The organism is Loktanella salsilacus, assembly GCF_024206795.1.
In the GTDB taxonomy this organism is placed as follows: Bacteria; Pseudomonadota; Alphaproteobacteria; order Rhodobacterales; family Rhodobacteraceae; genus Loktanella; species Loktanella salsilacus.
Window position 1 is genome coordinate 414167 of the sequence record NZ_CP072995.1, and the last position, 24495, is coordinate 438661.

At 55.9% G+C, this 24495-nt stretch carries 20 protein-coding genes; 10 read left to right on the forward strand and 10 right to left on the reverse strand.

The window, feature by feature from the left end:
- Window positions 1-58 precede the first annotated feature (58 nt).
- Complete coding sequence (locus tag KBW81_RS18310; RefSeq protein ID WP_254249197.1) at window positions 59-1498, reverse strand: FAD-binding oxidoreductase; 1440 nt, start codon at window positions 1496-1498, stop codon at window positions 59-61.
- A gap of 161 nt (window positions 1499-1659) precedes the next feature.
- Between KBW81_RS18310 and KBW81_RS18315 the strand changes: the two genes are divergently transcribed.
- The 3 genes from KBW81_RS18315 to KBW81_RS18325 all read left to right on the forward strand — a co-directional run bounded on the left by KBW81_RS18315 (window position 1660) and on the right by KBW81_RS18325 (window position 4780).
- Window positions 1660-2352, forward strand: a complete 693-nt coding sequence (locus KBW81_RS18315) for a winged helix-turn-helix transcriptional regulator (protein WP_254249198.1) — start codon at window positions 1660-1662, stop codon at window positions 2350-2352.
- Window positions 2353-2641: 289 nt separating this feature from the next.
- A complete protein-coding gene (locus KBW81_RS18320; RefSeq protein WP_254249199.1) occupies window positions 2642-3121 on the forward strand; it encodes a hypothetical protein in 480 nt (159 codons plus the stop codon).
- 532 nt (window positions 3122-3653) lie between these two features.
- Window positions 3654-4780 (forward strand): IS3 family transposase gene (locus KBW81_RS18325; protein WP_254249200.1). Its coding sequence is split into 2 segments (ribosomal slippage): window positions 3654-3918 and window positions 3918-4780, totalling 1128 coding nucleotides; the frame shifts between segments, so codons are not numbered across the junction.
- Window positions 4781-5291: 511 nt separating this feature from the next.
- Here KBW81_RS18325 and KBW81_RS18330 read toward each other — a convergent pair.
- The 6 genes from KBW81_RS18330 to KBW81_RS18355 form a co-directional block, all read right to left on the reverse strand.
- Window positions 5292-6095: a glycosyl hydrolase gene (locus KBW81_RS18330; RefSeq protein ID WP_254249201.1), complete on the reverse strand. Its 804-nt coding sequence runs from the start codon at window positions 6093-6095 to the stop codon at window positions 5292-5294.
- A 185-nt stretch (window positions 6096-6280) separates the two neighbouring features.
- Window positions 6281-6577 (reverse strand): hypothetical protein, encoded by a 297-nt coding sequence (locus KBW81_RS18335; RefSeq protein WP_254249202.1) that lies wholly within the window; start codon window positions 6575-6577, stop codon window positions 6281-6283.
- Window positions 6578-6879: 302 nt separating this feature from the next.
- The gene (locus KBW81_RS18340; protein ID WP_254249203.1) at window positions 6880-7815 is read right to left on the reverse strand and encodes a glycoside hydrolase family 26 protein; all 936 of its coding nucleotides are present in this window, start codon (window positions 7813-7815) and stop codon (window positions 6880-6882) included.
- A 4-nt stretch (window positions 7816-7819) separates the two neighbouring features.
- Window positions 7820-9322 carry a glycosyltransferase family 2 protein gene (locus KBW81_RS18345; RefSeq protein ID WP_367305343.1) on the reverse strand — a complete coding sequence of 501 codons (1503 nt, stop codon included), beginning with the start codon at window positions 9320-9322 and terminating at the stop codon, window positions 7820-7822.
- 328 nt (window positions 9323-9650) lie between these two features.
- Window positions 9651-10649 carry a UDP-glucose 4-epimerase GalE gene (gene galE / locus KBW81_RS18350; protein WP_254249205.1) on the reverse strand — a complete coding sequence of 333 codons (999 nt, stop codon included), beginning with the start codon at window positions 10647-10649 and terminating at the stop codon, window positions 9651-9653.
- Window positions 10649-11695, reverse strand: coding sequence for a UDP-glucuronic acid decarboxylase family protein (locus KBW81_RS18355; RefSeq protein WP_367305339.1), 1047 nt, complete (start codon window positions 11693-11695; stop codon window positions 10649-10651). Before KBW81_RS18355 ends, galE begins: the two co-directional genes overlap by 1 nt.
- A gap of 985 nt (window positions 11696-12680) precedes the next feature.
- On the opposite strand from KBW81_RS18355, the gene KBW81_RS18360 reads away from it, so the two are divergent.
- From KBW81_RS18360 to KBW81_RS18380, 5 genes are all read left to right on the forward strand, one after another.
- Entirely contained in the window at window positions 12681-14099 is a 1419-nt protein-coding gene (locus KBW81_RS18360) for a tetratricopeptide repeat protein (RefSeq protein ID WP_254249206.1), read from the forward strand.
- Window positions 14100-14246: 147 nt separating this feature from the next.
- Window positions 14247-14960, forward strand: a complete 714-nt coding sequence (locus tag KBW81_RS18365) for an IS6 family transposase (protein WP_254249207.1) — start codon at window positions 14247-14249, stop codon at window positions 14958-14960.
- A 122-nt stretch (window positions 14961-15082) separates the two neighbouring features.
- Window positions 15083-15409 (forward strand): ABC transporter permease family protein, encoded by a 327-nt coding sequence (locus KBW81_RS18370; protein WP_254249208.1) that lies wholly within the window; start codon window positions 15083-15085, stop codon window positions 15407-15409.
- A gap of 457 nt (window positions 15410-15866) precedes the next feature.
- Entirely contained in the window at window positions 15867-16031 is a 165-nt protein-coding gene (locus tag KBW81_RS18375) for a hypothetical protein (protein WP_254249209.1), read from the forward strand.
- 536 nt (window positions 16032-16567) lie between these two features.
- Window positions 16568-18226, forward strand: coding sequence for a recombinase family protein (locus KBW81_RS18380; RefSeq protein ID WP_254249210.1), 1659 nt, complete (start codon window positions 16568-16570; stop codon window positions 18224-18226).
- 318 nt (window positions 18227-18544) lie between these two features.
- Here KBW81_RS18380 and KBW81_RS18385 read toward each other — a convergent pair whose 3' ends face one another.
- The 3 genes from KBW81_RS18385 to KBW81_RS18395 all read right to left on the reverse strand — a co-directional run bounded on the left by KBW81_RS18385 (window position 18545) and on the right by KBW81_RS18395 (window position 21619).
- Window positions 18545-19609, reverse strand: a complete 1065-nt coding sequence (locus KBW81_RS18385; RefSeq protein ID WP_254249211.1) for a PDDEXK family nuclease — start codon at window positions 19607-19609, stop codon at window positions 18545-18547.
- Window positions 19610-19789: 180 nt separating this feature from the next.
- The gene (locus KBW81_RS18390) at window positions 19790-20185 is read right to left on the reverse strand and encodes a hypothetical protein (protein WP_254249212.1); all 396 of its coding nucleotides are present in this window, start codon (window positions 20183-20185) and stop codon (window positions 19790-19792) included.
- A gap of 129 nt (window positions 20186-20314) precedes the next feature.
- Window positions 20315-21619 (reverse strand): plasmid recombination protein, encoded by a 1305-nt coding sequence (locus tag KBW81_RS18395; RefSeq protein ID WP_254249213.1) that lies wholly within the window; start codon window positions 21617-21619, stop codon window positions 20315-20317.
- Window positions 21620-22072: 453 nt separating this feature from the next.
- Here KBW81_RS18395 and KBW81_RS18400 point away from each other — a divergent pair, with 453 nt between their 5' ends.
- Both KBW81_RS18400 and KBW81_RS18405 read left to right on the forward strand, forming a co-directional pair.
- Window positions 22073-23011, forward strand: a complete 939-nt coding sequence (locus KBW81_RS18400; RefSeq protein WP_254249214.1) for a hypothetical protein — start codon at window positions 22073-22075, stop codon at window positions 23009-23011.
- Window positions 22993-24426, forward strand: a complete 1434-nt coding sequence (locus tag KBW81_RS18405; RefSeq protein ID WP_254249215.1) for a metallophosphoesterase family protein — start codon at window positions 22993-22995, stop codon at window positions 24424-24426. The genes KBW81_RS18400 and KBW81_RS18405 overlap by 19 nt, the downstream gene beginning before the upstream one ends.
- Window positions 24427-24495: the final 69 nt, after the last annotated feature.

Below are 24495 nucleotides of genomic sequence, written 5' to 3' on the forward strand. Positions count from 1 at the left end.
TATCGCGCTCCGAATGACACCACCAGCGCATGTGCCGCAATCGACTTGAACGAAGGCGTCAGGACGTCAATCTCACGCCTTCTGAGACATCAATATTGTGGTTCAGGCGGAACAGGTTGCTCGGGTCATATTTGGCCTTGATCCTGCGCAGCTTGTCGATGTTGGAGCCGTAAGCTTCCGACATCCGGCCATCATCGTCTGATGGCATGAAGTTGACATAGACACTACCGGCCGCGTGCTGTGCCGTGCAGTTAAACAGGTCCCGGGCCCAGCCAATACAGCATTTGTCCTTTGCAGCCTCCGACCACCGCGTATGGACGTTCATCACGAAGTGCCGCTTGCGCTGAGGAAAGGGGGTCGCTGCGGGGTCGACACGGGTCATGGCTCCACCCAAATAAGCGATGAAAATCTCGGATTGTGGGTCAGGAAGTGCTGCGACGGCGGCGAGAGCGCTATCAACTACCTCATCGTTGAGCTTCAGAAAGTCATTACTTTTCCAATAATTACGTGCGCCGGGCGTCAGAAGCGGATCGAAGGCCTGCTGCCACCCCGCGTAGGGATGCGGGCCGATAACATCGGCAATCGGCGTGCCAAGATCACGCAGCTCCTCCAGCGCCTTTTCCCCCTCTTTCATATCACCCGCATAACAGGCGGCGAAGATCAGAACCTCCTTGCTGTGCCAGTCCTCAGGGATAAAGGGCAGTGGCGGTGCCTGCCGCATGACGGCCCATATGGTCAGTTCGTCGGGCGCGCGAGCGCAGATATCGCGGTAGCTTTGCAACAGACTGCGTGCGTCGGACAAAGGATGCACGATCAGACCGGACAGCACCTCCGGGCCGACCGGATGCAGCGCAAATTCGAATGATGTGATGACGCCGAAATTACCGCCACCGCCACGAATGGCCCAGAACAGATCGGCGTTTTGCGTGGCGCTTGCAATGCGCACATCACCGTCGGCACATACAACTTCGGCAGACAGCAGGTTGTCGATAGTCAGGCCATGCTTGCCCGTAATCCAGCCGAAACCGCCGCCAAGCGTCAGACCGGCAACGCCCGTAGTGGAATTAATTCCCAGCGGCACTGCAAGGCCATAAAGTTGGGTTTCTTGATCCACATCGGACAAAATGCAGCCCGGCCCTACTGTTGCAGTCGCCTTATCGACATCCACATGGACGCCTTTCATCTGCGAGAGGTTCAGCAAAAGGGCACCGTCGGCCACTGCATGCCCCGCGATCTGGTGCCCGCCACTTTTGACGGCCAGCAAAAGGCTGTTTTCACGCGCAAAGTTCACAGTGATCTGGACGTCGTTGGTATCCATCGCACAGACAATCAGGCCGGGGTGACGATCGATCATGCCGTTCCATAGCGCCCGGGCATCGTCGTATCCGGTATCGTTTTTGTCGATCAGACTGCCACGAAGAGAGGCCTTAAGTCTCGTCAATTTGGCATTCGGGACATCGCCGGTATCGCCGTTCAGTGTCTTCAGGATCTGGCCCATTGCGGTTGCTCCAATTGAGTTTCGGTACACTCAAAGGCTGCGCCCTAACGCGCAACCCGGCCAGTCCTGAAACTGGACCGGGCCTTTATCTGCAGGAATCTGGGCCGAATGTGATAAGATACCGTCAGGCAAAGACGAAATTGCCGCGAAGGATTAGTACAATGACCCTTGGGAGTTACGGACAATTCTGTCCGGTCGCGATGGCGGCCGAGATGCTCTGCACGCGCTGGACGATGGTTCTGGTGCGCGAAATGGTGGCCGGTTCGACCCGATTCAACGACCTGCGGCGTGGCGTGCCGCGCATGTCGCCAAGCCTGCTCTCGCAGCGGTTAAAAGAGCTTGAGGCCGCCGGTGTCGTCATCCGCACGCCTGCCGCCGACGAACCAGCCGTGCAGGAGTACCGTCTCACAGAAGCTGGTCGAGACCTGCAAACTGTTGTCGAGGCCTTCGGAATTTGGGGGCAAAAGTGGATAGAGACGCAGGCCACGCTGAAGAATTTGGACCCCTCACTGCTTATGTGGGACATGCGCCGCAATCTCGATCCTTCGCCAATGCCTGCGCGCCGGATTGTGGTCAATTTCAGGTATCCTGAGCTGGTCGAAGCCCGACGCAACTGGTGGCTGGTTGTGGACCCAGAGGCAGAGGTCGACATCTGCTCTACCGATCCGGGTTTCGACGTCGATCTTTGGGTCACGACCGACCTGCGCACGATGACCGCGATCTGGATGGGACTGAACAGTGTCTCGGACGTAAGTGATAAAATCCAGCTCGACGGCGATCCGGCGATTGCCCGAACGATGCAGACGTGGCTTGGTCTCAGCCCATTCGCGGCGCAGTCGAAGTTGGTGCACTGACGCCGCACCACCGCAGGCCCAACCGGTCCAGTTTTTGGACTATCGGACCAAGGCCCGCGGCCTCACCCTCAGGGGAGTTTCGTCATCCGACGAGGATAGGCGAACCTCTCTTGAAAGGAGCTTCGATATGCTTTCTCACATGATTTTAACTCGCCGCTCTCATGGCCCTGATGAGGCCAGCTCTGCTTCCTGCATGATAAGAAATTTGCGCAGCGTAGCGGGCATGGCTATTGCTTGCACAGCACTGGCTACTGCTGCCGCCGCCCAATCATCTCCCGAAGCCACTGCGATGACTGCCGAAGCCCTCAGCGCGGCTCCGGCAGGTATTCTTGCAACGGCGACCGTTTCCGATCTGGAAGGCAATATCCTGCGCGAAGGAACAAGCGACTACACCTGCTTTCCCGCACCAAATGGGCTTGCGGGACCGATGTGCATGGATGCCGAATGGCGGCGCTGGATGGCGGCGTGGATGGGCGGCAAGCCGTTTACGGCTGAGCGTGTGGCCATTGCCTACATGCTGGCGGGCGACGGGCCAGATGGCGGTGCCAGCAACATCGACCCCGCAGCCATCCAACCGGCTACCGATAATGAATGGGTCGTCGAAGGGCCGCACATGATGGTCATCACACCCGATCCAGCCGCATTTGCAGGTCTGCCGACAGTTATCGAGACGGACGGCCCATACGTGATGTGGACTGGCACGCCCTATGTTCATCTCATGGTGCCGGTCGCCGCTCGCCCAGAACAGCGCAGCGTCCCGACGAACTGACATAATAGCGGCGTGCTCAGCGCTCCAAATTGGTTCTCGGAATGGCGGCAGTGCGAACATAGCGCTATTTCCCTACACGGGTTCCAATGGCTGGCTTAGGCCTTTCAGGGGCCCAGCGGGCTGGTCTAATTAAGGTGGTCCGGATCAAAATCCGCCAGTTTTACCAGTCCGTCAAGGTAGAGACATTTCACCTCACAGCGCCTGAACCTGATGGAGGTGTTTTCGCGGGCGTGAACGTGTTGCCCCGGCACTCATCAGAAGTTCCAACCTGATAAGTCAACGACACTGATTCAGATCAGTTCAACCGACACCGGTTCATGACATTGGAAGTCAAAGGCAGGGCACCAATTTTTTCCTGTCGTTCGTTCAATATTGGAAGAGGCCAGGGAAAATATTGCGGTATGGCCGTACTTTCCATTTGCGAAGCGCTGATGCTGGCAATCAACGATCAAAGCAATAAAACTTGGAATGCCCCCACTGAAGTGGTCCACCTTTTGGGATAGAATTATCCCGTTTTCAGGAGGACGACGAGATGGCTGGCAAGCGAGAGAAGCCCGAGGATATCGTGCTGAAGCTGCGACAAGTTGAAGTGCTACAAGGGCAAGGCAAATCAGTTCAGGAGGCCGTGCGGCAGATCGGTGTCACGGTTCAGACGTACTATCGGTGGCGCAAGGAGTATGGCGGCATGAGCCGCGATCAGCTCAAGCGGCTGAAAGAGCTGGAGGCTGAGAATACCCGGCTCAGACGTGCCGTGTCGGATCTGACGTTGGACAAGATGATCCTGGCCGAGGCTGCACGGGGAAACTACTGAGCCCTTCCCGCCGCAGGCAGTGCATCGACCATGTGCGGCAAACCCTCAGCGTATCGGAGCGCCGGGTTTGCCGCACATTGGGCCAGCATCGCTCGACGCAGCGCAAGGTGCCCTGTGGTCTGCCGGACGAAGCCCGGCTGACCGAGGACATCACCGCGTTGGCCGAAGAGTTCGGCCGCTATGGGTATCGCATGATCACCGGGCTGCTGAACAACAGCGGCTGGCATGTGAACCATAAAAGGGTCGAACGGATCTGGCGGCAGGAAGGGCTGAAAGTCCCGCAAAAACAGCCGAAGAAGGGCCGACTCTGGCTCAATGACGGGTCATGCGTGAGGCTGCGGCCGGAGCGCCCGAACCATGTCTGGTCCTATGACTTTGTCCAGGACCGGACCCACGACGGGCGGATCTTCCGCACGCTGAATATCATTGATGAGTTCACGAAGGAGGCGCTGGTGATCCGGGTCAAACGCAGGCTCAATTCAACGGATGTGGTCGATGCTTTGACGGATTTGTTCATCCTACGCGGCCCGCCGGAATACATCAGGTCGGATAATGGCGCAGAATTTATTGCCAAGAAGGTGCGTGCCTGGATCGGTGCCGTGGGCGCGAAAACCGCATTCATCACCCCAGGCTCACCGTGGGAGAACGGCTACTGCGAGAGCTTCAACGCTCGTTTCCGGGATGAGCTGCTCAACGGCGAGGTCTTCACCACGTTACGCGAGGCCCAGATCCTGATCGAACGCTGGCGGCGTCACTACAATACGGTCAGGCCACACAGCGCTTTGGGTTACCGGCCGCCGGTGCCCAAAAGCATCGTCCCGATAGACCAGAGACCGACTATGCACTAACATTCAAACCGGACCACCCGATGGGGGCACACCAAAAAACCACTCGAGAGTAGCTGGTAGCGCGTTGTAATAATGTAGTAAATTTGGTTGCCGGAGTAGAATTTGAACCTACGACCTTCAGGTTATGAGCCTGCATATTCAATTGGTACTGTTGCCTGACAATAGTCACCGTTACGACGTGGTTCCGATGATGCCGTGCTCAGGACTGTTGCCGATCCACATTGAGCACGCCAGTGAGAAGGGCACATCGGAACTGCATTGAACCAGCATTATGTTGGCAGCCTCGCGCTGACCACGGACCGAAGCATGTACCCGGGTGATCTGAGTTGCAGTTGCAGTTGCAGTTGCAGTTGCAGTTGCAGTTGCAGAAGGACGGCAGTGAAAGAACCCTTGTCAAATCCGCAAACAGGCGGCCGGATACGCATGTTAAAAATCGCTTGACTGAAAGGTCACCTTTACCGAAGTACTGAGCCCAACTTGGTCCGCATTGTGTCGATGGCCGAAGCCGTACTTACTGGAGGCTGGCCACCTGTTGAGGTCCAATACCACGCAAGGTCTGATCGAAGGCGATGCCAACTGGCGTCGGGCGCAAATTTTCATCAACGAGATTCATCTGAGGTGACTGACCGCCCCATGGATACGGATTTGCAGCGAACCACGCGTGTCGTTCGACGAACTGGAGACTGTTAATCATAGCAATCGCCTCGCGCGCGAAGGCTGCGTTTTCTTTGAAGGTCACGTGCTGGGGGCGACGCCAGTCGACGTATGCAAATTCGGTGACCCAAATTGGGCGGCGATATTCGTTATAGACCGAAATGAGCCAATTTCGGAACTCGTTCACATTCCCGTTGGTGGAATAGTAATGAACGGCCATGAAATCGACGCGAAGGCCACGGGCCTGCACTTCATTCATGAACTGTCTTTGCCAGGAATTCGCGCCAAGGGTCCCGCCCTGGGTTGTCACTGGGCTGCTCAGCCGCAGACCGCGCGCCTCGAGCGCTGGCCAAAGCGAAATGGCCTGTGCGACGCTGATGCTCGCCTGATGCTCGCCCGTGCTTCCATCGGGCTCGTTGAATGCCAAAAGGGCTTTGGGGCGCAGACTGGACTGGATCGGCTTGTTCACATCCTTGGCGCTGTGGATCATGGGAACGAATTCGACAGTGCGCCGCTGTCCGCCGGGATGCCACATCTGATCCGGACGCCAGTTGTAGTACCACTTCAGCCCGTCCTGACCTTCTATCCATTCGAGCATGGTGTTGTCGGAGTTTTCCCATGCGCCGACACCGGCACGTTGGGCCCATGCAGATTGGGTCATGGCCAGAAGTCCCATCAGAAAGATCAGTGCTCTAAACATCGCCACCTCCAACATGAGAGGCTTTTGTCCACGACTACTTTGGTGCCGATATGGCCCAAATGTGTCATCACCGGGGCACGTCCAAAGGCGTCCTCAAGCGATGGAATGCTGCAGGGAGCTAGCTATCTTTCGACGGACCGCTGCACCTAGTTTGAATAGCAGCGCGACAGCCTCCCGGAGCCGGCCGGGCTGCACATATAGCTGCCGGATCCGACCCGCGACTGCACCGGTCGCGCTGTTGCGGCGCGCGGTGTCGCGGCGCGCAGCAGGTTCAGGTCATTGGCCGCGACCTGTGTGGCTTGGTTTTTGCTGGCTGACTGCTGGTCGCCTTGCTGCGCCAAGGGCCGAGTGTCGGCCGAACAGGCTGATGCCGCAATCAATATGGCGAATGCATACAGGGAAACTTTGCCGCGCAGATGCGCAGTCGCTGTCGAAAGGTTCATATCAAGTCCTGCCTCTGTGTCCCGCCGTATCGTCCCAATTGGATGGGTTCGAAGCACGGCTCGTGCTTCCGGAACTAGCAAAAACAGATGATAATCGCAAAATCTTTAGATAGTGTTAGCGTGATCTGGGCAGAGATGTGGCCCATTTAGCGGGCATTAGACGCTCTCGATCAATGAAAAAACGGGCCGCGATAGGGATCGCGGCCCGTTAACATATTGATATTCATCAGTATCTATATTTCAGGTCGATCGGCGCATCGGACCGGATCACCGTCAGCGGAAACCCACCGATCCTTGCGACGTTAATTCGCCTGTGCGGATTGGATCGGGAGGATGTTCTCCGGAATGCGCCAATCGGGGCGATCGTAACCATCCGGCCACGGGTAGACCTCTTTCTGGTTGAAGTAGATCACAGCCTTCAGTTCAGGGAACCCGTCAAGGTCCTGACGTACGTCATTATCCCATTTTTCCACATAGGCCGCGTCACCGACATAGCCCAGCTCGGCCACGACGATGGGCAGGTCATACTTCAGCGCACGTTCGTAGCGTGGGGTCAGGATGCTGCGAAACGACTGCTCCTCCCCAAGGATGTCGCGTTCCCAAGCCTGCAAACCGAATACAGAGAGGCCGATGACATCGACATAGTCTTCGCCAGGGAAATACTCTCCCATGTCTTCATAGCCAAGCGGCGACCACATGTAATCGAAATCGACGCCATCGACCTCGTCGGTAACCGCACGACAGACATCAACGACATGCTTGTAGGCATCGACATAGGTTTCAGGCTCCCAATTTGCCCAGATGAACTGGCCAGATGAATCTTCCATCTCTTGAGCCCAGCGGATGGTGACCGGACTCTTGAACTGGCTTAGCACGTTGCAGATCGCGGTCATGTTTTCATCGTAGCGGCCGCTTGTAATGCCGGCGATCAGGGTTTCCGGCGAATTCCGTTCGTCTCGCGTCCATGTCCAGGGTTCAATCGTGACAAGCACCGAACGTCCGCGTTCGACCGCATAATCATCGGCCTCCAGAAGGCTTTCCAGAAAGAGGTCTTCCCACGGCAGGAACAAATGTTCGATCTGCACGTCCTTATCTACGGAAAAGCGACCTTCGGGATCGTAGACACCGAACGGCAGATCACCCGGCGGTGCCGCGAAGGCAGCCGATGCGCCCAACAGCGGCACCGCCGTCACGCAGACTTTGACGAATGCGCTGAATTTGTTTTCTTGCTGTGTCATGGTCCTAATCCTTCGGGTTTTTGCGTTCGGCCACAATCCACCCCGGATCGAAGATAAATACGACATTGTCTGCTCCCCCCATGCCCGCGCCTGAAACTGAATAGACTTCGCGGACGACGCGGTACGGCTGAAGCCCATCGGAAAGTGATGCAATACTCTCAAGACCTCGCGCAGAGACCGACGTCATCCCGGCCCCCACGAGGATCAGCGGCACAGAGACCTTCATGACATCCGTCACGGAAAGTCCTGACCGAATTAATCCGGTGCCCCGGAAATGCTGCGTCACGATGACGGCGACGATCATTGTATAAAAGATACCATTGATCGCAGACAAAAGATAGAATCCCTGCGCATTCTCGACGTGATTTACGATCAGGATCGGAAGAAAACATCCCATCGCCAGCGCCGCATAAACAAGGACAAGCCGCATCGGCAGTCTGGCTTCAGCCGCTTCACCTTTGGGCGTGATGCGAAAATCGACGAACTCACCCGTGATACGATCCCGTAGGGCCATCATACAGCCCCAGGCCACCCAGGGCCATTGAATGCCGACGAAGAGAATCCTTTCCCAGCTGATGATCTTGCCATCGTAAGGGCGGAAATGCCCGTCGCGGCGAATGAACCAAGCAATCAGCGTCAAAACGATGATTTGCGGTGCCGCGTGAATGACGAAACCGGCATAGGTCACTTCAGCATAACGCACATCGAACAGAAGTGCTGCGATCGGCAGGGCATAGAGCAGCAGCATGAAAAACGCCATGAGCGGATAAAGCATCTGGCAAAACAGAAACTGAAACTTCAGGCGCGCAGGAAGGTCGCGGTAATACCTGTGGGTGTATTGAAGCAGCAAGGTGAAAAGGCTGCGGGACCACTGGAATTCCTGAATGCAAAGGTCCGATACGTTGGCAGGTCCGTCGCCCACGGCAATCGCATCAAGGGCATGCACTCCGCGCCACCCGCCGGCATTCATGACCATCGTGGTCGAGTGATCTTCGGCCAGTTCCGGGCCCAGCCCTCCAACCGCCCTCAGCGCCTTCGTCCGCACTGCGTAATGGGACCCGATGCACATCGGAGCCAAGGCAGAGGTATAGCCCGCCTGAAAGATGCCATGAAAGGCCGCTTCCGTATGCAGACGTGTCCGGGCAGCCCAACTCTGCTTGGCGTTGCTCGAGCAAATGCTGGGTGCGCTGACATAGCCGACCTTCGGATCCGCAAAGCCGCGCATAATATGAGCCAGATAGGCAGGCTCCGGCACATGATCGGAATCGAGCTGCGACACGAAATCATACTCATCATAACCGAAGTGGTCGTAAAAATAAGCAAGGTTTCCCTCTTTGCAACGGGTCCGTCGCGGCCACACAGCCTGATGATAGGCCGCGCAGCCGTGACGGGTCGAGATGCGCACGGCACGGGCCTCGCACCATGCAATCGTGGCAGGCTGCGGGTCTTCATCCGCAAGCCAGACGTCACAGGGATAGGTTTGGGCCAGCATCGCTTCCAACGTCACTTTTAGGACCGAAAACGGCTCTGACGGAGTTTTCGTCACTATTATCGCCACGCGGACAGAACCCGGATGCGGTGCCTCTCCCGCTGGGATCTTGGCCTGCCGGAAAATGACGATAAAGAATACCTGAAGATAGGCCAGCCACCCCAAGGCAAGCGACGCAATCAAGTATTGCGGACCGGTCGTCATGTGTTCAGGCAGGAACCACCAAGTCCAGAACCAGACCGCAGTCATAGCCCAGACGGCGATGAGCAGGTCATAGCGACGCGCGGTCCACCCGGTGAAGAGCGGCGCAAGATAAGGGCTAGCCCGCCCTGCCCTGTTCGTCAGATCAAGCGCAGCGAACATCCTGCACCTTCAATCCGAATGTAGGGGCCGCATGGCGCATGATGTCCGTGAGGTCCGTGTAGCGCGCCTTGAAACCCAGAAGACGGCTTGCCGCTTCGGTATCAGCAACCAGTCGCAGCGGATCGCCCGGCCTGCGATCGGCAGCCTCCCATGGGGTGCGCTGCCCTGTGACCGCTTCGATCGCGGTTATGATTTCAAGGATCGAATGTCCGCGCCCGGTGCCCAGGTTCAGCGCCACACTCTCTTTCCCGTCGTCTAGATAGCGCATCGCCAGCTGATGCGCCCGGGCAAGGTCCGAGACATGTACATAGTCCCGGACACAGGTACCGTCGGACGTGTCGTAATCGGTCCCGAACACCTTGAGGGCGGCCCGTGTCCCTGCCGTGGCCTTCAGCGCCAGCGGCAGCAGATGGGTTTCAGGATCATGCCGTTCGGAAAGCTGGCCCGCGGGATCCGCGCCGGAGGCATTGAAATAGCGCAACATCACATAGTGCAGGCCCCATGCCCTCGCATTGTCCTGAATCATCTGCTCGCAGATCAGCTTGGTCCGGCCATAAGGATTGATCGGGCGTTGCGGCGTGTCTTCGCGGATCGGCGAGGTATCCGGATCTCCGTAAGTCGCGCAGCTGGACGAGAATACGAGTTTTTTCAGCCCGGTCCGTTCCATCGCGGCAAGGACAGAGATCATGCCGCCCACATTCTGCGCATAGTAGAAGCCCGGCTTTTCCACGCTTTCGCCTACGTAGGCGGCGGCGGCGAAATGCATCACCGCTTCGGCCTCGTGGCGTTTAATGACCGATGCAAACGCATCGGTATCGCAGACATCCACCTGCTCCAGCGGGCCCCATTTCACGGCGTCCGCGTGGCCGGTCCGTAGGTTGTCAACGGTCACAGGGTGATACCCGGCCGCCGATAGCTGCAGGCAGGCGTGACTGCCGATGAACCCGGCGCCGCCCGTTACGATAACAGTCCGCAGCGCCATCACTGAGCCGCCACGACCCGCGAGCCTGCGCCCGCGAGCTCAGCCGCAAAGTAGCTGATGGTGTTATCGAGACCATCTTTTAGAGCAACCTTGGGCAACCAGCCCAGCAGCGTCCGGGCTCGCGTAATGTCAGGACAGCGTTGCCTGGGATCATCCCGCGGCAGCGGTTCAAAAGTAATGACAGATCGCGTATCGATTTTGCTCAAAACTAGCTCTGCAACCTCTTTCATCGTGAATTCCGTCGGATTGCCGACGTTGACAGGCGCATGATCGACGGTGTCCACGTGCATCAACGCCATCAACCCGTCGACCATGTCATCCCGATAGCAGAAAGAGCGGGTCTGACTGCCGTCGCCGTATATTGTAATCGGCCGCCCTTCCAAGGCTTGCGTGATGAAGTTTGAAACAACTCGGCCATCATTGGGGTCCATGTCCGGCCCATAGGCGTTGAAGATCCGGGCGATCCGAACGTCGACATGATGAACCTGCGCGTATTCCATGAAAATCGTCTCTGCCGCGCGTTTTCCTTCGTCGTAGCAGGACCGCGGGCCGACGGTGTTCACATTGCCCCAGTAGCTCTCTGGCTGCGGCGAGATGCTTGGATCACCGTATACTTCCGACGTCGAAGATTGCAGGATCCGGGCCTTCGACTGCCTTGCAAGGTCCAAAAGGTTGAACGCGCCGTAAAGGTTGGTTTTCAGGGTCTGGATTGGGTCAGCCTGATACTTCGGTGGCGAAGCCGGGCAGGCCATATTGTAAATGTAATCGAACTTTCCATTCAGCGTCAGCGGATCGCAGATGTCATACGCCGCAAATGTGAAACACGGGTGTTCAAGAAACGATTCAATATTCTTCACGCGTCCGGTCGAAAGATTGTCGATACAGGTAACTTGAAAGCCTTTTTGTAGATAAATCGCGCAGAGTCGGGATCCAAGAAATCCCGCGCCCCCGGCAATCAGAATTGATTTCTGGCCCGGCTTCAATTCTGCATGTTGAGCGGCAGAACTTAATCCGCGCGGCCGATTTACTTTCGCGACTTTACGCAACTCTTTTCTCCCATCTGGAAAGCGAAGTCAGTCATGCCCTGCTCGGCATTCGGAGGTGCATCCTAAAGAAAAACAGAACACCTTCTGCATGTCTGGAAGTTTAACCTTCCAAAACTACTCTTTTTAAACGCTCATACGAGTTTTAGAAAATTTATTATTAACAATAATTACGTCACAGCATTAACTAAATTAAGTCAATCTTTTTCCTTATTTAGAACACATTCTCTCCACGAAAAACCACCTAGAGAAGGTAATTGCACAGACTGAACATCCTTAGCGTGTAAAATAATTGCCAATCGGTTCATTGACTGCCGAAACTGCTGTCAGGGTTCAACATATTTCGAATCGGCAGGACGAAATGATGGCCTGAGGACGAGACCTCCGAAAACAGGTGACAGGCCGCAACAGCGGTGAAAAACGCATGACTTGGCCGTTTTGCCTCCCGAGACCGCCCCCGCAGCGCTTAGGCGGTAACTGGGGCGCAGCCGACAGCGTTGATCAAATGCTACTTCAGTCTAAGACCGACCTGTCTTCCCGCTTCAAAGAGAGATTGCGTTAAGAGGCCTTTCGATCATGCAACTGATATTGCGTCAGGGTTTTTATGCTCGAAATTGCGAAATAAGAAGCCTCTCCGCAAGTTGGTATCGCAAATATGGTTTATTGCGAATCGACGCGACCGGCGACCTGAGAGTTGCCCCAATCACGCGCCGGGCGCGGCATAAAGTGGTAACGCTTGAAGGATTTGGTGTGCCAAACCGGAAAAGCACGCGCCGTTAAAAACGTATGTAATAATTCAGGCAGGGCTAATAATCACCATGGCTACACCCTTTCATGCCGAGCACCACTCTGCATCAAACGTCTTGACTTTTCATTCATTCAAGCCTTTAAATTTGAAGTTAATAAAAATCCTCAGGCTTTTCCACATTCTTGATTCTGCTTGAGTAGATGATTTCGACGGGGATGGAACATGAGTATTTCGGGGTCTATGCGTAAAACTCTATTCGGTATGGTCCTCGCGCTTTGGGGAAATTCTGGCGCGCTTTACGCTCAGTCACAGAGCTACGAAGATCTACGCACCGCCGCCGCAACGGGGGATCTGAATGCACAACGCACCCTCGGTGAGGCATTGGTATCCGGCAAAGACGGCGCACCGCAAAACACAGAAGAAGGCCTCGCGATGCTCGAAGCCACATCGAATACAGGCGACATCGATGCCAAGGCGAGCCTCGGAAAACTTCTGCTCGAAGGCTACCTGGTTCCCGCAGACCCGGATCGCGGCACGCAGCTTCTGGCCGACGCCATCGAGGCCGGCAATGTAGAAGCCCAAACGACTCTGGGTCTGGCCCTTTTGTGGGGCGTGAACCGTGAAAAAGATCCCGTCCGCGCTAATGCTCTCCTCGAAGAAGCCGCGAAAGGGGGCGATCTGCTCGCTGTCCGCGTATTGGGGCAGAACCTTCTGGGCGGCTGGGTATTCGAACAAGATGTCGAACGCGGGATGGCTTTGCTAAATATAGCGGGCGACGCAGGTGACCCGGAAGCGCTCGTTTCCTTGGGGAACTACTATCTGAACCGGTCGCGCGCCTCTACTGACCCCCGCCTTGCTCTGGATTACTTTGAACGGGCCGCGGATTTCGGCGATGTCAAGGGGCTGGCAGACTACGGCTCTGCACTAATGTGGAGCCAGGCAGGACCTGCCGATGCCGAGGCCTACTTACGGCGTGCCGGAGAGATGGGCGTGGGGTCTGCCTGGACCACTTTGGCGACGGGGGCCATGTATGGATATCTCGGGCGCAACTCGCGATCGAAGTACGATGATTTCGCTGAACGCGGGACGGCGGCCGGAGAAAAGCAGATCGCCGTCCTTGACGCCCAGCGGCAGATGTGGGGAATCAGCATGAGGGCCAGCGGCCCAAAAACGCTTGCCGGCCTCGATGCCGCGGCGGATGCTGGCAACGACGTCGCCGCTCACTATCTGATCAGCCTTGTGCGTGACGGAAACAGCCTCAACATCCGTAAAAATCCGGATGCCGCTCGAGCCTACTTAGAGAGGTTTTCCAAGTTATTGACGCCGCCGGAGGTCCGCCAACTGAGTTTCACGATCGACGCATCGTCCACAAAGGTCGTTTCAAATTTCGCAGCCTTGGCTCAGACTTACAACAGCCAACCCGACCTGAAATCGGTTGCTTTCGGTGAGGAAATCTACGCGGCCAATCCGAATTTCTCGTTCTTCGTCCTGCAGCAGAACATGCGCGATAGTGGCCTCTACGACGGGGACCTGAATGGTATGGCAACGCCCGCCACTCTGCGCGGCGTCTATACTGAATGTCGCGCGCTGGCCAATCCAGAACGCTGCAACGATACGGTCATGCGCGCCGATATCATTGGCGCTCTGCTTGCGCGATGAGCGTATCGAAATTTGGTACTTCCCTATCTTCCAGATCGCATTTAGCCATTTAGAACTTCGCCTAAAGTGGTTTCCGTCGCACAAGATATCCCTGTGTTAACGGCATCGTCAACTTGCGGGGCCTGATCGGAAATCGTACCAACCGACATGACAAAAGCCAAACATTCCGGCGCCTTCAATGGCCACCGTTTCCCGCCTGAGATTATTGCATATGCGGTCTGGTGTTATTTTCGGTTTTCCTTGAGCTTGCGCGATGTCGAGGATCTACTTGCGACGCGCGGCATCATCGTGAGCTATGAGACGATCCGGAAGTGGGTTGGCAAATTTGGCACAAAGTATGCCGCTTCCATCCGGCGAGATCGACCTGCGCCGTCTGATAAATGGCACCTTGATGAAGTGGCCATTCCTATCCGCGGGCGCAAATTCTGGCTTTGGCGCGCGATCGACAGCAATGGTGACGTTCTTGATGTTCTAGTTCAATCTCAGCGCAACACTCGCGCAGCGAAACGCTTTTTCCGCAAGCTATTCAGCCAATACGGGCGGCCGCGCGTTGTGATCACGGATAAGCTCGGCAGCTATAATGCAGCTTTGAAAAGCCTCGCGCCCAGCATCGACCACCGCAGGCATAAGGGCTTAAACAACAGATCTGAAGGCTCACATCGACCGACGCGGCGCCGAGAAAAGATCATGGCCCGGTTCAAATCACCCGGCCAAGCACAGCTCTTTTTGTCTGTTCACGATCAAGTCCAAACCGTATTTCGTCCTCGCCGCCACAAACTATCCGCCCCTGCCTATCGACAATCTCGCTCAGACGCTCACAGCATTTGGGACGACATCACGTGTGAGTTGAAGGCTGCTTAACCAGGGGTGTGGGGCTCCTTTTAGGCAAGAGCCGATAAGTTGACGATGCCCCCCAGACCCCCTGCCGCTCACCGCTGGGCACCTCCGGTCGCTGCACCCTCGCCGGGGAGGCGTCTTCGACCATGGCACTGCGTGGCTGTTCAGCATCTCTCATAAGGTCGGTGCCGCCGCAGACGCCTGCAAAATTGAGGGTCATCGTTGTGCCGCTTGACCTGTCCGCCGGGTACGTTGGCGGCTTGACTGACAGCACCAGCTCGTGCGCACTCGACATGGCGCTGGTCATGCCGGCTATGCTGCTGCCGTCCATGCTGCTCGTCATCTTGGGGCCCAGGTCGATCGTGGCAACACTGGCGATCGCGATTATCTACCTGCCGATCCCAGCCCGCGTGATGCGCGCCGCGGCACTGTTGGTGACGTGCAACAAGCATGTGGCTGGCGCACGATCCTGATCCATGAGGCCCCGGTTGCCCTTGGCTAGGTCATCGTGCAGGCATAGCTCCTTGCGGCTTTCGCACAGCATCTCGAGGCAAGCCTCAGCTGTCTCAGCCTCAGCACATAGCCGTCGCCCCTTCGCTGGAGAGGATGCTGTCGAACGGACGCAAAGTACTAACGCTCGCTACGTGGGTTGCGGGCCTTCCCGGCCTTTCCATCGTCGCCGCCGTTATAGTCTCCAACTGTCTGGGTGAGGGGTGGCGCCGCGCCTTCGACCCGCAAAGGGTGTCGGAATGAGACCGCGCTGATCCGGAACTCAGGTCGCGGGCCGGATCACCGTGTTAGGTAAGAACTTGCTGAAGATGCCCCCCCCTGTCCTGCGCCGAATGCGAGGGCGCGCAGCCGCCATGATTTTTTGAGGATACCTCTGCCAGCCTTAATCCCATCTGGCCGGCGGGTGACGGGATCGCAAAGATGATCCGCGTCGATACGGACACACCTCGCCATGACGCCCAAGGCCGTGCCCTTCCACTGCTGGAGGAGATGGGCATTCCACGTGCCGCCAGCTATCACGGCGCGGCACCGCACCGGCTCTCTGGCGGCGCACGCGGTGGATCGGAACACGTGGACGGAAGTTAAAACCAACGCTGGAAGTCCCTGCCACCGCCATGTGACCCTGACCGACCAACGCCGGTGGCAGGCCAGTCTCGCTATCCTGGCGACCAATAAAACGATGTATTGTGCATTATCGCTCACCAACCCTCAGGCAAGCACTCAACCTTACAATTCACGCACGATTTATCCCCAAGAACGTTGATGTCACAATTCGAATCAACCAGATTATTTCGGGCTAATTCTCTATGGTCATGTCAAGCGGCACTTGGATGCCTTTCGTTAGAAACAGAATGAATGAGCGCCCCGGATTTGATTTCGGCGGCGACCGGAGCAACACGTCATGGCGCGTGAACGGAAGAAGGTTGCCGCACTGAATAAGGCCCCTGATGGGGGCGCTCCTGACGTGCGTGTGGCAACTTCTTCCACGACACCCCTTGCCAAATCCCCCGCACGTTCCCAATCTCGGGATCAATTCCATAATCTGATCCGTGCGCTTGCTCGCGAACTGGCCCGTCAGGACCACGCCAGAGACGCGGATTGACGGAACCGGGGGAAGCACCATGATCAAACTCAAGGCAGCCATCTACGCACGTTTTTCGACTGACATGCAGCGCGACGCTTCGATCGACGACCAGATCCGGCTCTGCGAGGAGTACGCATCGCGTCAGGGCATCGAGATTGTCGCCACGTATACGGACCGCGCCACTTCGGGTGCCAGCCTGATGCGCAGCGGCATCCAGAGTCTGCTCCGCGATGCAAGTTCGGGTTCGTTCGATCTGGTCCTGGCGGAAGCGCTGGATAGGCTGTCACGCAATCAGGCCGATATTGCTGGTCTATACCAGCGACTTCAGTTCCAAGGTCGCATGATCGAGACCGTGTCGGAAGGAAGCATTTCCGAGATGCACATCGGCCTCAAAGGCACGATGAATGCTCTTTTCCTAAAGGATCTTGCAACGAAGACGCACCGCGGCCTCAAAGGCCGCGCGCTCGCAGGCAAGAACGCAGGCGGCAAGGCCTACGGCTATAAGCCCGAGCGGAAGTTCGATGCCGACGGCGAACTGATCCGCGGCGATCGCAACATCGACAAGGCCGAGGCTGCTGTCGTCACGCGGATTTTCACAGACTATGCCAACGGGGTCTCGCCGAAGAAGATCGCCGGGATGCTGAACGCCGAGGGCCGGTCTGGCCCCTCCGGCAAGGGCTGGGGCGCTTCCACACTTCACGGCAACCGCGAACGCGGCACCGGCATTCTGAACAACGAGCTCTACATCGGGCGCCAGATCTGGAACCGTTTGACCTACGTGAAGAATCCGGACACCGGAAAGAAGGTGTCTCGCCTCAATCCTGAGAGCGCGTGGGTCATCACCGAGGTGCCGGATCTGCGGATCATCGACCAAGATTTGTGGGACGCTGTTCGTGCCCGGCAGGGGGCGATGAAGACGAAGAACACAGATGTGCCAATCTGGGATCGCCGCAGACCACGGACATTGTTTTCAGGAATGATGGCCTGCGGCTGCTGTGGTGGCGGATACTCCAAAATCTCGCGTGACCACTTCGGCTGCACAGCCAACCGGGCCAAAGGCGATGCGATCTGCGGCAACACCCAGACGATCCATCAGCGCGAACTGGAGGATCTCGTGCTGGATGCGATGCAGCACACGCTGATGGACGAGGCAGCGCTCAAGATCTTCTGTGAGGAATACGTTAAGGAGCTGAACCGGTTGCGCACAGAGTCCACGGCGGGTCGCGACGTACTGGAGAGGGAGCTGGCAAAAGTAACGAAAGATCACGGCACGCTCATCGATGCCATCCTGGGTGGCATCTCGCCCAAGCAGGTCAAGGACCGGATGAATGCCTTGGATAAACGTCGTACGGAAATTGAATCAAAACTGCAGACGTCCCCTGCGCCAGATTTGATCCGCATCCACCCGAAGATGGCTATTAACTACCGGGAGCGTATCCCGACGCTGATCAAGGGCTTATCTGAACCTGACGGCATGGATGAAGCCAAGGACGCCTTGCGTAGCCTGATCGAGCGCATCGTGCTGCGTCCGAACAAAGAGACAGGTCGCTTGAGCGTCGAACTTGAAGGGGACCTGTCGGGCCTCATGATCCTGGCGCTGCGGGCCGACGGATATTGCAGAACGCAAAAATCCGCCGAAGCGGATTCTCAAGCGTCTGATATTGTTAGAGAATTAGTGTTGGTTGCGGGAGCATGAATCCACCGAAATCTTATTGGTCGCTAAAAACAAAACTCACATTGGCCGCTTTAGCTCAAACTTCGAAAATACTAAATATTTTTAAATCGTTACATACTTCGTCAAAGGTTATGTGTTCCGACATGGCCGCATTCTACGACCCCGGCGTTGCATTCAAAACGATGCCCCCGAGCGCGGCAATACGCTAAAGGTCACCATCGATCCTCCGCCAAAGTGAACGCCGCGGGCGCAAGAATGTCCGTCTTGGACATAGCGTCTTCCCATATCGCACCCACAATCACATTTTTGCCAACTTCGATAGCAAGTTGAGGTCTGATGCTATTCGGCGGGCGCGAACTCGATTCCATTGTCCGGAAACGCCTCGATCAAATTGTCCATGGCCTGCTTCCAGTCCGCTCCGCCCCACTGGTTCAAAAATGCGTATGTCCGGCCACCGAAGTGGAGGAGCTCTTCGTCAGCACAGAAGTATCGGGTGGGGTCGAAGCTGCGGCCTTCTTTCGCCCGCGCCTCGTTCGCGAGACGATAGAAGTTTTCGGCATCAACTTTGCCCTCGACTGATACGAGAGCACGGTTGGCCCGCGGTCCGCAGTGTTCAGCGGCTTTCTCAGGGGAGACGCCCTGCTCCACGAGATGTCGAAACGTCTGATAAATGGCGTGCCGCTTTCGCAGCCCAAACTGTTTGCGCCCATTGAGACTGACATCAAAGCTGGTCCAGTCTCGGGTGTCCGAACGCGCCTCACGCTCCTTGCGCTTCTTCTCGGTGACCCGGACTTGGTATTCTGCCATCTCCGGCAGCGGAATGATCTGCTGAACATCCACGAAGACCTTGCCGTCGTGATCATAAGGCTGGAGACGCACACAACGGATGTCGATCCCGCGCTCAATGAGCCAAAGAACCGACGTTGTCACCTCGCGCGCGAACTCGGCAGACGCCAAGACGATCCGAACGTCCTGCGCGAACGCATCTTCATCGGGCTCCTCCCACCCGAGGAAGTCGAGCAACTCGGCACGCGCATCCGTGTCGGCGTCGCCGACTTGGACCAGATACCGACCATAAACGTCCGCAGCCTGATCGAAGGTCATGGTCGACACCATCGCAGCGTAACGGATAGCTTGCAGCTCCATGTGGCCGCCATCCTCCGTTCGCTTGAGCTCAATGACGACAAGATTTGCCTTCCGGTCAATGCAAAGAAGGTCGATGCGCCGCTTCGATGCGTCCCAGTCTCCGAACTCTTCCGCGATAACCAGCGTATCAGGTGAGATTACCGAGACATTCGCACGTAGAAGCCGCTGAAGATCACGCCGTTCCTGCATCTGCATCAGACTGAACGTCGTCTTGAGCAAAGGACGGATTTCATGGGAGGCAAACTCATAGATTGGCATAAGAAATCCTGACCTTCCGAAAGCTATCGCCATACAATCCCAGCTCCTGCCCATGGGCAAGTGGGCCTGATCGTATATGCTTTGCTTTTGAGAAGTAGGGTGCCCATACATGCGGTGTATTGGCACGCAGAAAGGGCGCGACCCTTCGGTCACGCCCCCTCGCCTAAATCCAATTACGTGTCACCCCTTGTTATCGGGCCCCGCAATTTTTGCGGACGACACCTTCGGCGACATATCGTCATTTGCCGGATCTCGCATCGCTTCGATGTGAAGATTGACTGCGGTTACCACTTCTTGCGGACAGAGTGGGTGCTTGGCGATGCGCTTCAAGTTCGAAACCTTTGCCGATTGGGCAAAGCCTTCGAACAAAGACTGCACGAACGCGGGATTGCTTGCCTCGAGCAATGCATCGATTTCATCCCGCATTGCATCAAGGATGGCCCGGTGTGTGCGTTGCTGCGCGATACCAATGCGCGCGCCTGTCTGGGCGATACGCTGGATTTGCGTCTGCTGACCATCCGTCAGACGGTTGAAGTTAATTGGGCCCTGCGGCACCTTCTTGGGTTTGGCCATCATCTGGTCCCCTAATAATAGTTGCGATTTTCAGCCGCGTGCGGTGGTCCAAATTGTTAGTCGCAACGGCTAATCAGTAGGTTGGACCGTTTGTCGGGGCCGGAAGAGAAAAGTTATGATTTCCATTTTTTCTCAATTCTCCGGCTCGTCGTTCCGATCTGCCCCCCACCAGCCCGTCGCCGTGCGAGTGAGAGCCATAATCTTTGCAGTCAGAGATCTTCGGGCTTTGGCGACCCTCATCCGCGCACTTTCTGGTAGCAACTGGGCGACGGCTACGATCTCAGCATCCGCAGCACGAATTTGATCAAACGCCTCAGAGAACTCGGCCTTAGCCTCATCCTGCGCCCGCTTTCCCAAGACTTGCAGGGCCCGTCCAAATAGGCGGCGGGCAAGATGAAGTCGGTCTGGCGAACTGGTTTTTTTGCTGGGCGCATCTTCTGCACCGTCCTCGTCCTGCACCGGAACGTCGAACCGCCCCTCCGCAACATCACGCGCCACTTGGAGGACTGTGTCCGCCTCTGCTTCTTTCTCGTCGACAACCTTCGTGCGATCGATGAGCCCGGCTTCGCCTAGCGCCAAGGCCGCCTCGCGTTCTGTTAACGCGATGTCCCAATCTGCCAGCAGCTTTTCCTGCGCCATGCGCCACTTCCGCGGGCTCGCATGACGCCGGTGTTTGGGAACCGGCACGAGGTTCTCCAACAAGTCCTCACCAGTTGCCCTCTGAGTTTCGCGCACCTTTTCATTGTGATCCAATGCATCACGAATTTTCTGTTTGCCCCGTTCGCCCCGGGTCAGCCCAATCTGTGCCGCCGCGAACCATGCTCCAACGCTGTCCTGCCCGTCCTCGTATTGCCGGATCACGTCATGCTTTGAAGGTTGCAGCATTCGGCGACCGTCCTTCAGCTTGGTCCGAGGCACGACCACAGCATGAATGTGGTATGCTTCTTCATCTCGGTCAGCTCGTGCGTGAACGCAGTCGTCGCCGAACTCATTAACGAGCCACTGCACCGCGAGGGCTTGGAACTGATCTTCGCGGTTCGGGCCGCCTTCGCCCAGAAACCCGGTAAGGTCATCCTCGAACCATTTTTTATTCGCGGTAAGAATGATCTCACGAAGTGGACCGTGGCGGGTAGCGCGCCAAGGATCACGGGGGCCCTCGGCAAGACGTCGCGCGGCCTCACCGCGCCGCCGACGCTTACCAAGCTTCTCAAGCTCGTCGGCAAAGTTCTCCATCCGCATTTCAGAGATTTCATCGTGAACGTCCTGCGCCCAGTTCGCCTTGCCAAGCAAACGTTGGTTCAGATGAGATCGCGTCGGATCGACTTGACCAACATCTCCTCCCGCGCGTGCGCGATGCTTTTCGTATCCGCCGATGTTCCCCGGCCACATCCCGGCCATCCGCATGACCACGGGATATTCCTGCCCGACTTCCGACATTTCCCAACCTCCGTCTCTGGAGGTCGGGACATCGGTTCATCGTCAACAGGGCGGAAACGAGCCTCCTGAAACAGGCGAGTTTTTACACCGGTCGCCACCTGAAAAAAGAAGTTTCGGCCCATAGCGGACATTTAATCAAGGTCTCCACGCTGAAGCGCAGCTCACCCAAAGCAGACATTGGCCAGCCTTGCAGCGCTTTTCTGCCTTCGATGACTGGTATACAGATTGAGCGACCCGAAATACTCTCTTGAAGATAGGTTTTTCTTAAAGAGAGTATTTTGGCGTAATGTTCTCAGTAAACAGGAAAGGGCTGTTGCTTGTGTTGATCACGACATCTATTGTATTTAAGGTCAAGTCGGGAGGTCATCGTCAAAAAGGCGACTTCCTATATTTCTGCAATTGATTCGTTTCTTTAAAAACTTGACGGTTTCCACATTAACGAACGGACATCCATTGAATTCACTTCCCGAGCCTCACCCACTGGATTTTGACTGGCGCTTCACTCCAGAGACTGTCGAAGAATTTGTTGCGTTGATTGGTAAAGAGAGGGGCCTGCTGGCTGTTGGCACTCCATCCATTGCAAGGCGTTTTTGTCAATTGGGTCGCGAAGTTGTGCTCGTAGATCGCCAACCTTTTCATTTGGTGTGTAACCATTCACAAATCGAAATTGACTCGAATACCCCAGAAATATCTGGTTTTTGCACAGCCGTTGTTGATCCTCCTTGGTATCAAGAGCACGTAATGACTTGGATTGCGTGGTCCGCAAGGTGTGTTGGAGTAGGTGGACAAATTTATGCTTCTATCTGGCCGCCTGACACCCGACCTACTGGAGAAAGCGAATTTGAAGAAGTTATCGATTGGTTGAAAGGTTGGTCGACGGTATCACTTCATAATCAACATCCACGTTACGATCTCCCGTTGTTTGAGAGAGGGTCAATAGAGGCAGGCCTGAAGCAAGATCTTTCAATCAGTCCAAGGATTGGTCGCTTACTGAAAATAAATGTCCAAAGCCTCCCTGAGGTACCGCCGTTAAAAAACAAAAAGGAAAAATGGCTCCGATTTGTATTTGACGATTACCAACTAGCTTTGCGGCTTCGCCAAGACAATCCAACTGGCCCGGCGATCGTACCATTACCTGGAATAGAAAACTGCAAGTGGCCATACGTAAGCCGTCGTGCTCCCGGGCGCGACCTCATTGATATCTGGAGCTCTCGAAACGAAGTGGCCGTTGTAAACGGCTCAGCAAAGGTGGCAGATATTCTAAGACAAGTTGCGTTAGCCGAGGACCAAGCAGCATTTGATACGGCATTGTCAGCCGTTCCATTGTTGGCCAACTGGAAAATACCGCGACCACCATATAGGAGGGTTTCCGAATGGGCACACCCGCAATAGCGCTTCGATTCAGAGATACCACAGCAGGTATAGATACAATATCTGCACATCAGAAAATAATTGATGACGCTGGTGCGGTTTGGTGGGGATGGTGGAAAAAAGATTTTGAGGATGCTCCGCTTGATTTTTTGAAGGGCGCTGAGACCAATATTGAGATATATATTGTTGATCGATCCACATCGCGAATGTTCCGAGCCAACTCTTCGCAACGGATAATTGCATCCGATGACATGCCTGATCTGGCGTTGGTGCCTGAATATTATCAACATTCTGCAAAGAATGTTTTTGGCTGGTTCCTTATTTCATCGATTGACGAAGCGCCCTATGACGTCGGCATTGGTAACAGTTTTGGAGACGGCACCATAGTTGTGCTTGATGTTGCTGCTCAAGGATTGCCACCAGTCGACAATGTCGAAGCGAGAACTGGATCCCAGAAATCGAGCCTTTTAGTTCTGTCTGATCTTCATTTTGGACCCGATTACGAATTTTTGCTTCAAAGCGAAGTTCCGCAGGTTGGTGGAGAGAAAAATACCCTGACCGACTGCGTCTTTGAGGACTTGAAAAGGCTGGGGCTGGAAGACGACATAGGTGCTATATTGGTAACTGGTGACTTTACCTCAAATGGGGTCTGGAGCGATGCGGTCATGGGGAATATTGTCGCTGAAATGAAAGCTATGAGCGAGACGCTTGAGGTAGAGATCAGCTCTTTGATTGCCCTTCCAGGTAACCACGACGTGGTAAGATACCCAGAAGGGCAGGCTGTCGATGTCGCCAAGATGGCCGTTGAAAAGCAAGTCGCTTTCGAACACGAAAGAGGATTCCGTTTTTTCTTAGCTGAATTAATGAACCGGGACGTAAAAGCTCCGCTGGATAGCGTCGAAATAGTCCCATTTAAGCATGCCGACTTGCGCATTGGCGTCTTGAACTCATGCCGGATCTTGGCAACGGAGTGGACTGAGTATGGCTATGTAGGGCCGCTTGGGTTTTCTGTGATCGAACGGCTTGCTGAAGACCACAGCGATAGGAAAACCTATCGCATGATCGCTATCCACCATCATCTACTTCCGATCAATGATGTTCAGGCCCCTAGCAAGAAGGGTGTAACACTCTCATTGGATGCCTCCAAAATCTTGGAAACCGCTCAAAAGGCAGGGGTTCAGATCGCCATTCATGGCCATCAACATATGCCTCACCTCGCGCGTTACCAAGGCGTCCCTCTCATGGGTGGCGAAGTGATGCCGGCGATTACTGTAGTTTCTAATGGAAGCGCGGGTGTTTCTTCGAACCGGCGACCTGGTGAGGAGAGGAATACGTATTGCGTGCTCACCTTCGGAGCTGAAGGTGTACAACTTAAGATGCGTGAACTGAGGTCAGATATGAAACAAGGTAGCAACCTGTACGACGCTCCGATTTAGAACCACATATGATGGCAGCACCACTGACTTTTTCGAGGTCAACCATCGAGCGGACGCTTCCTAAACGTG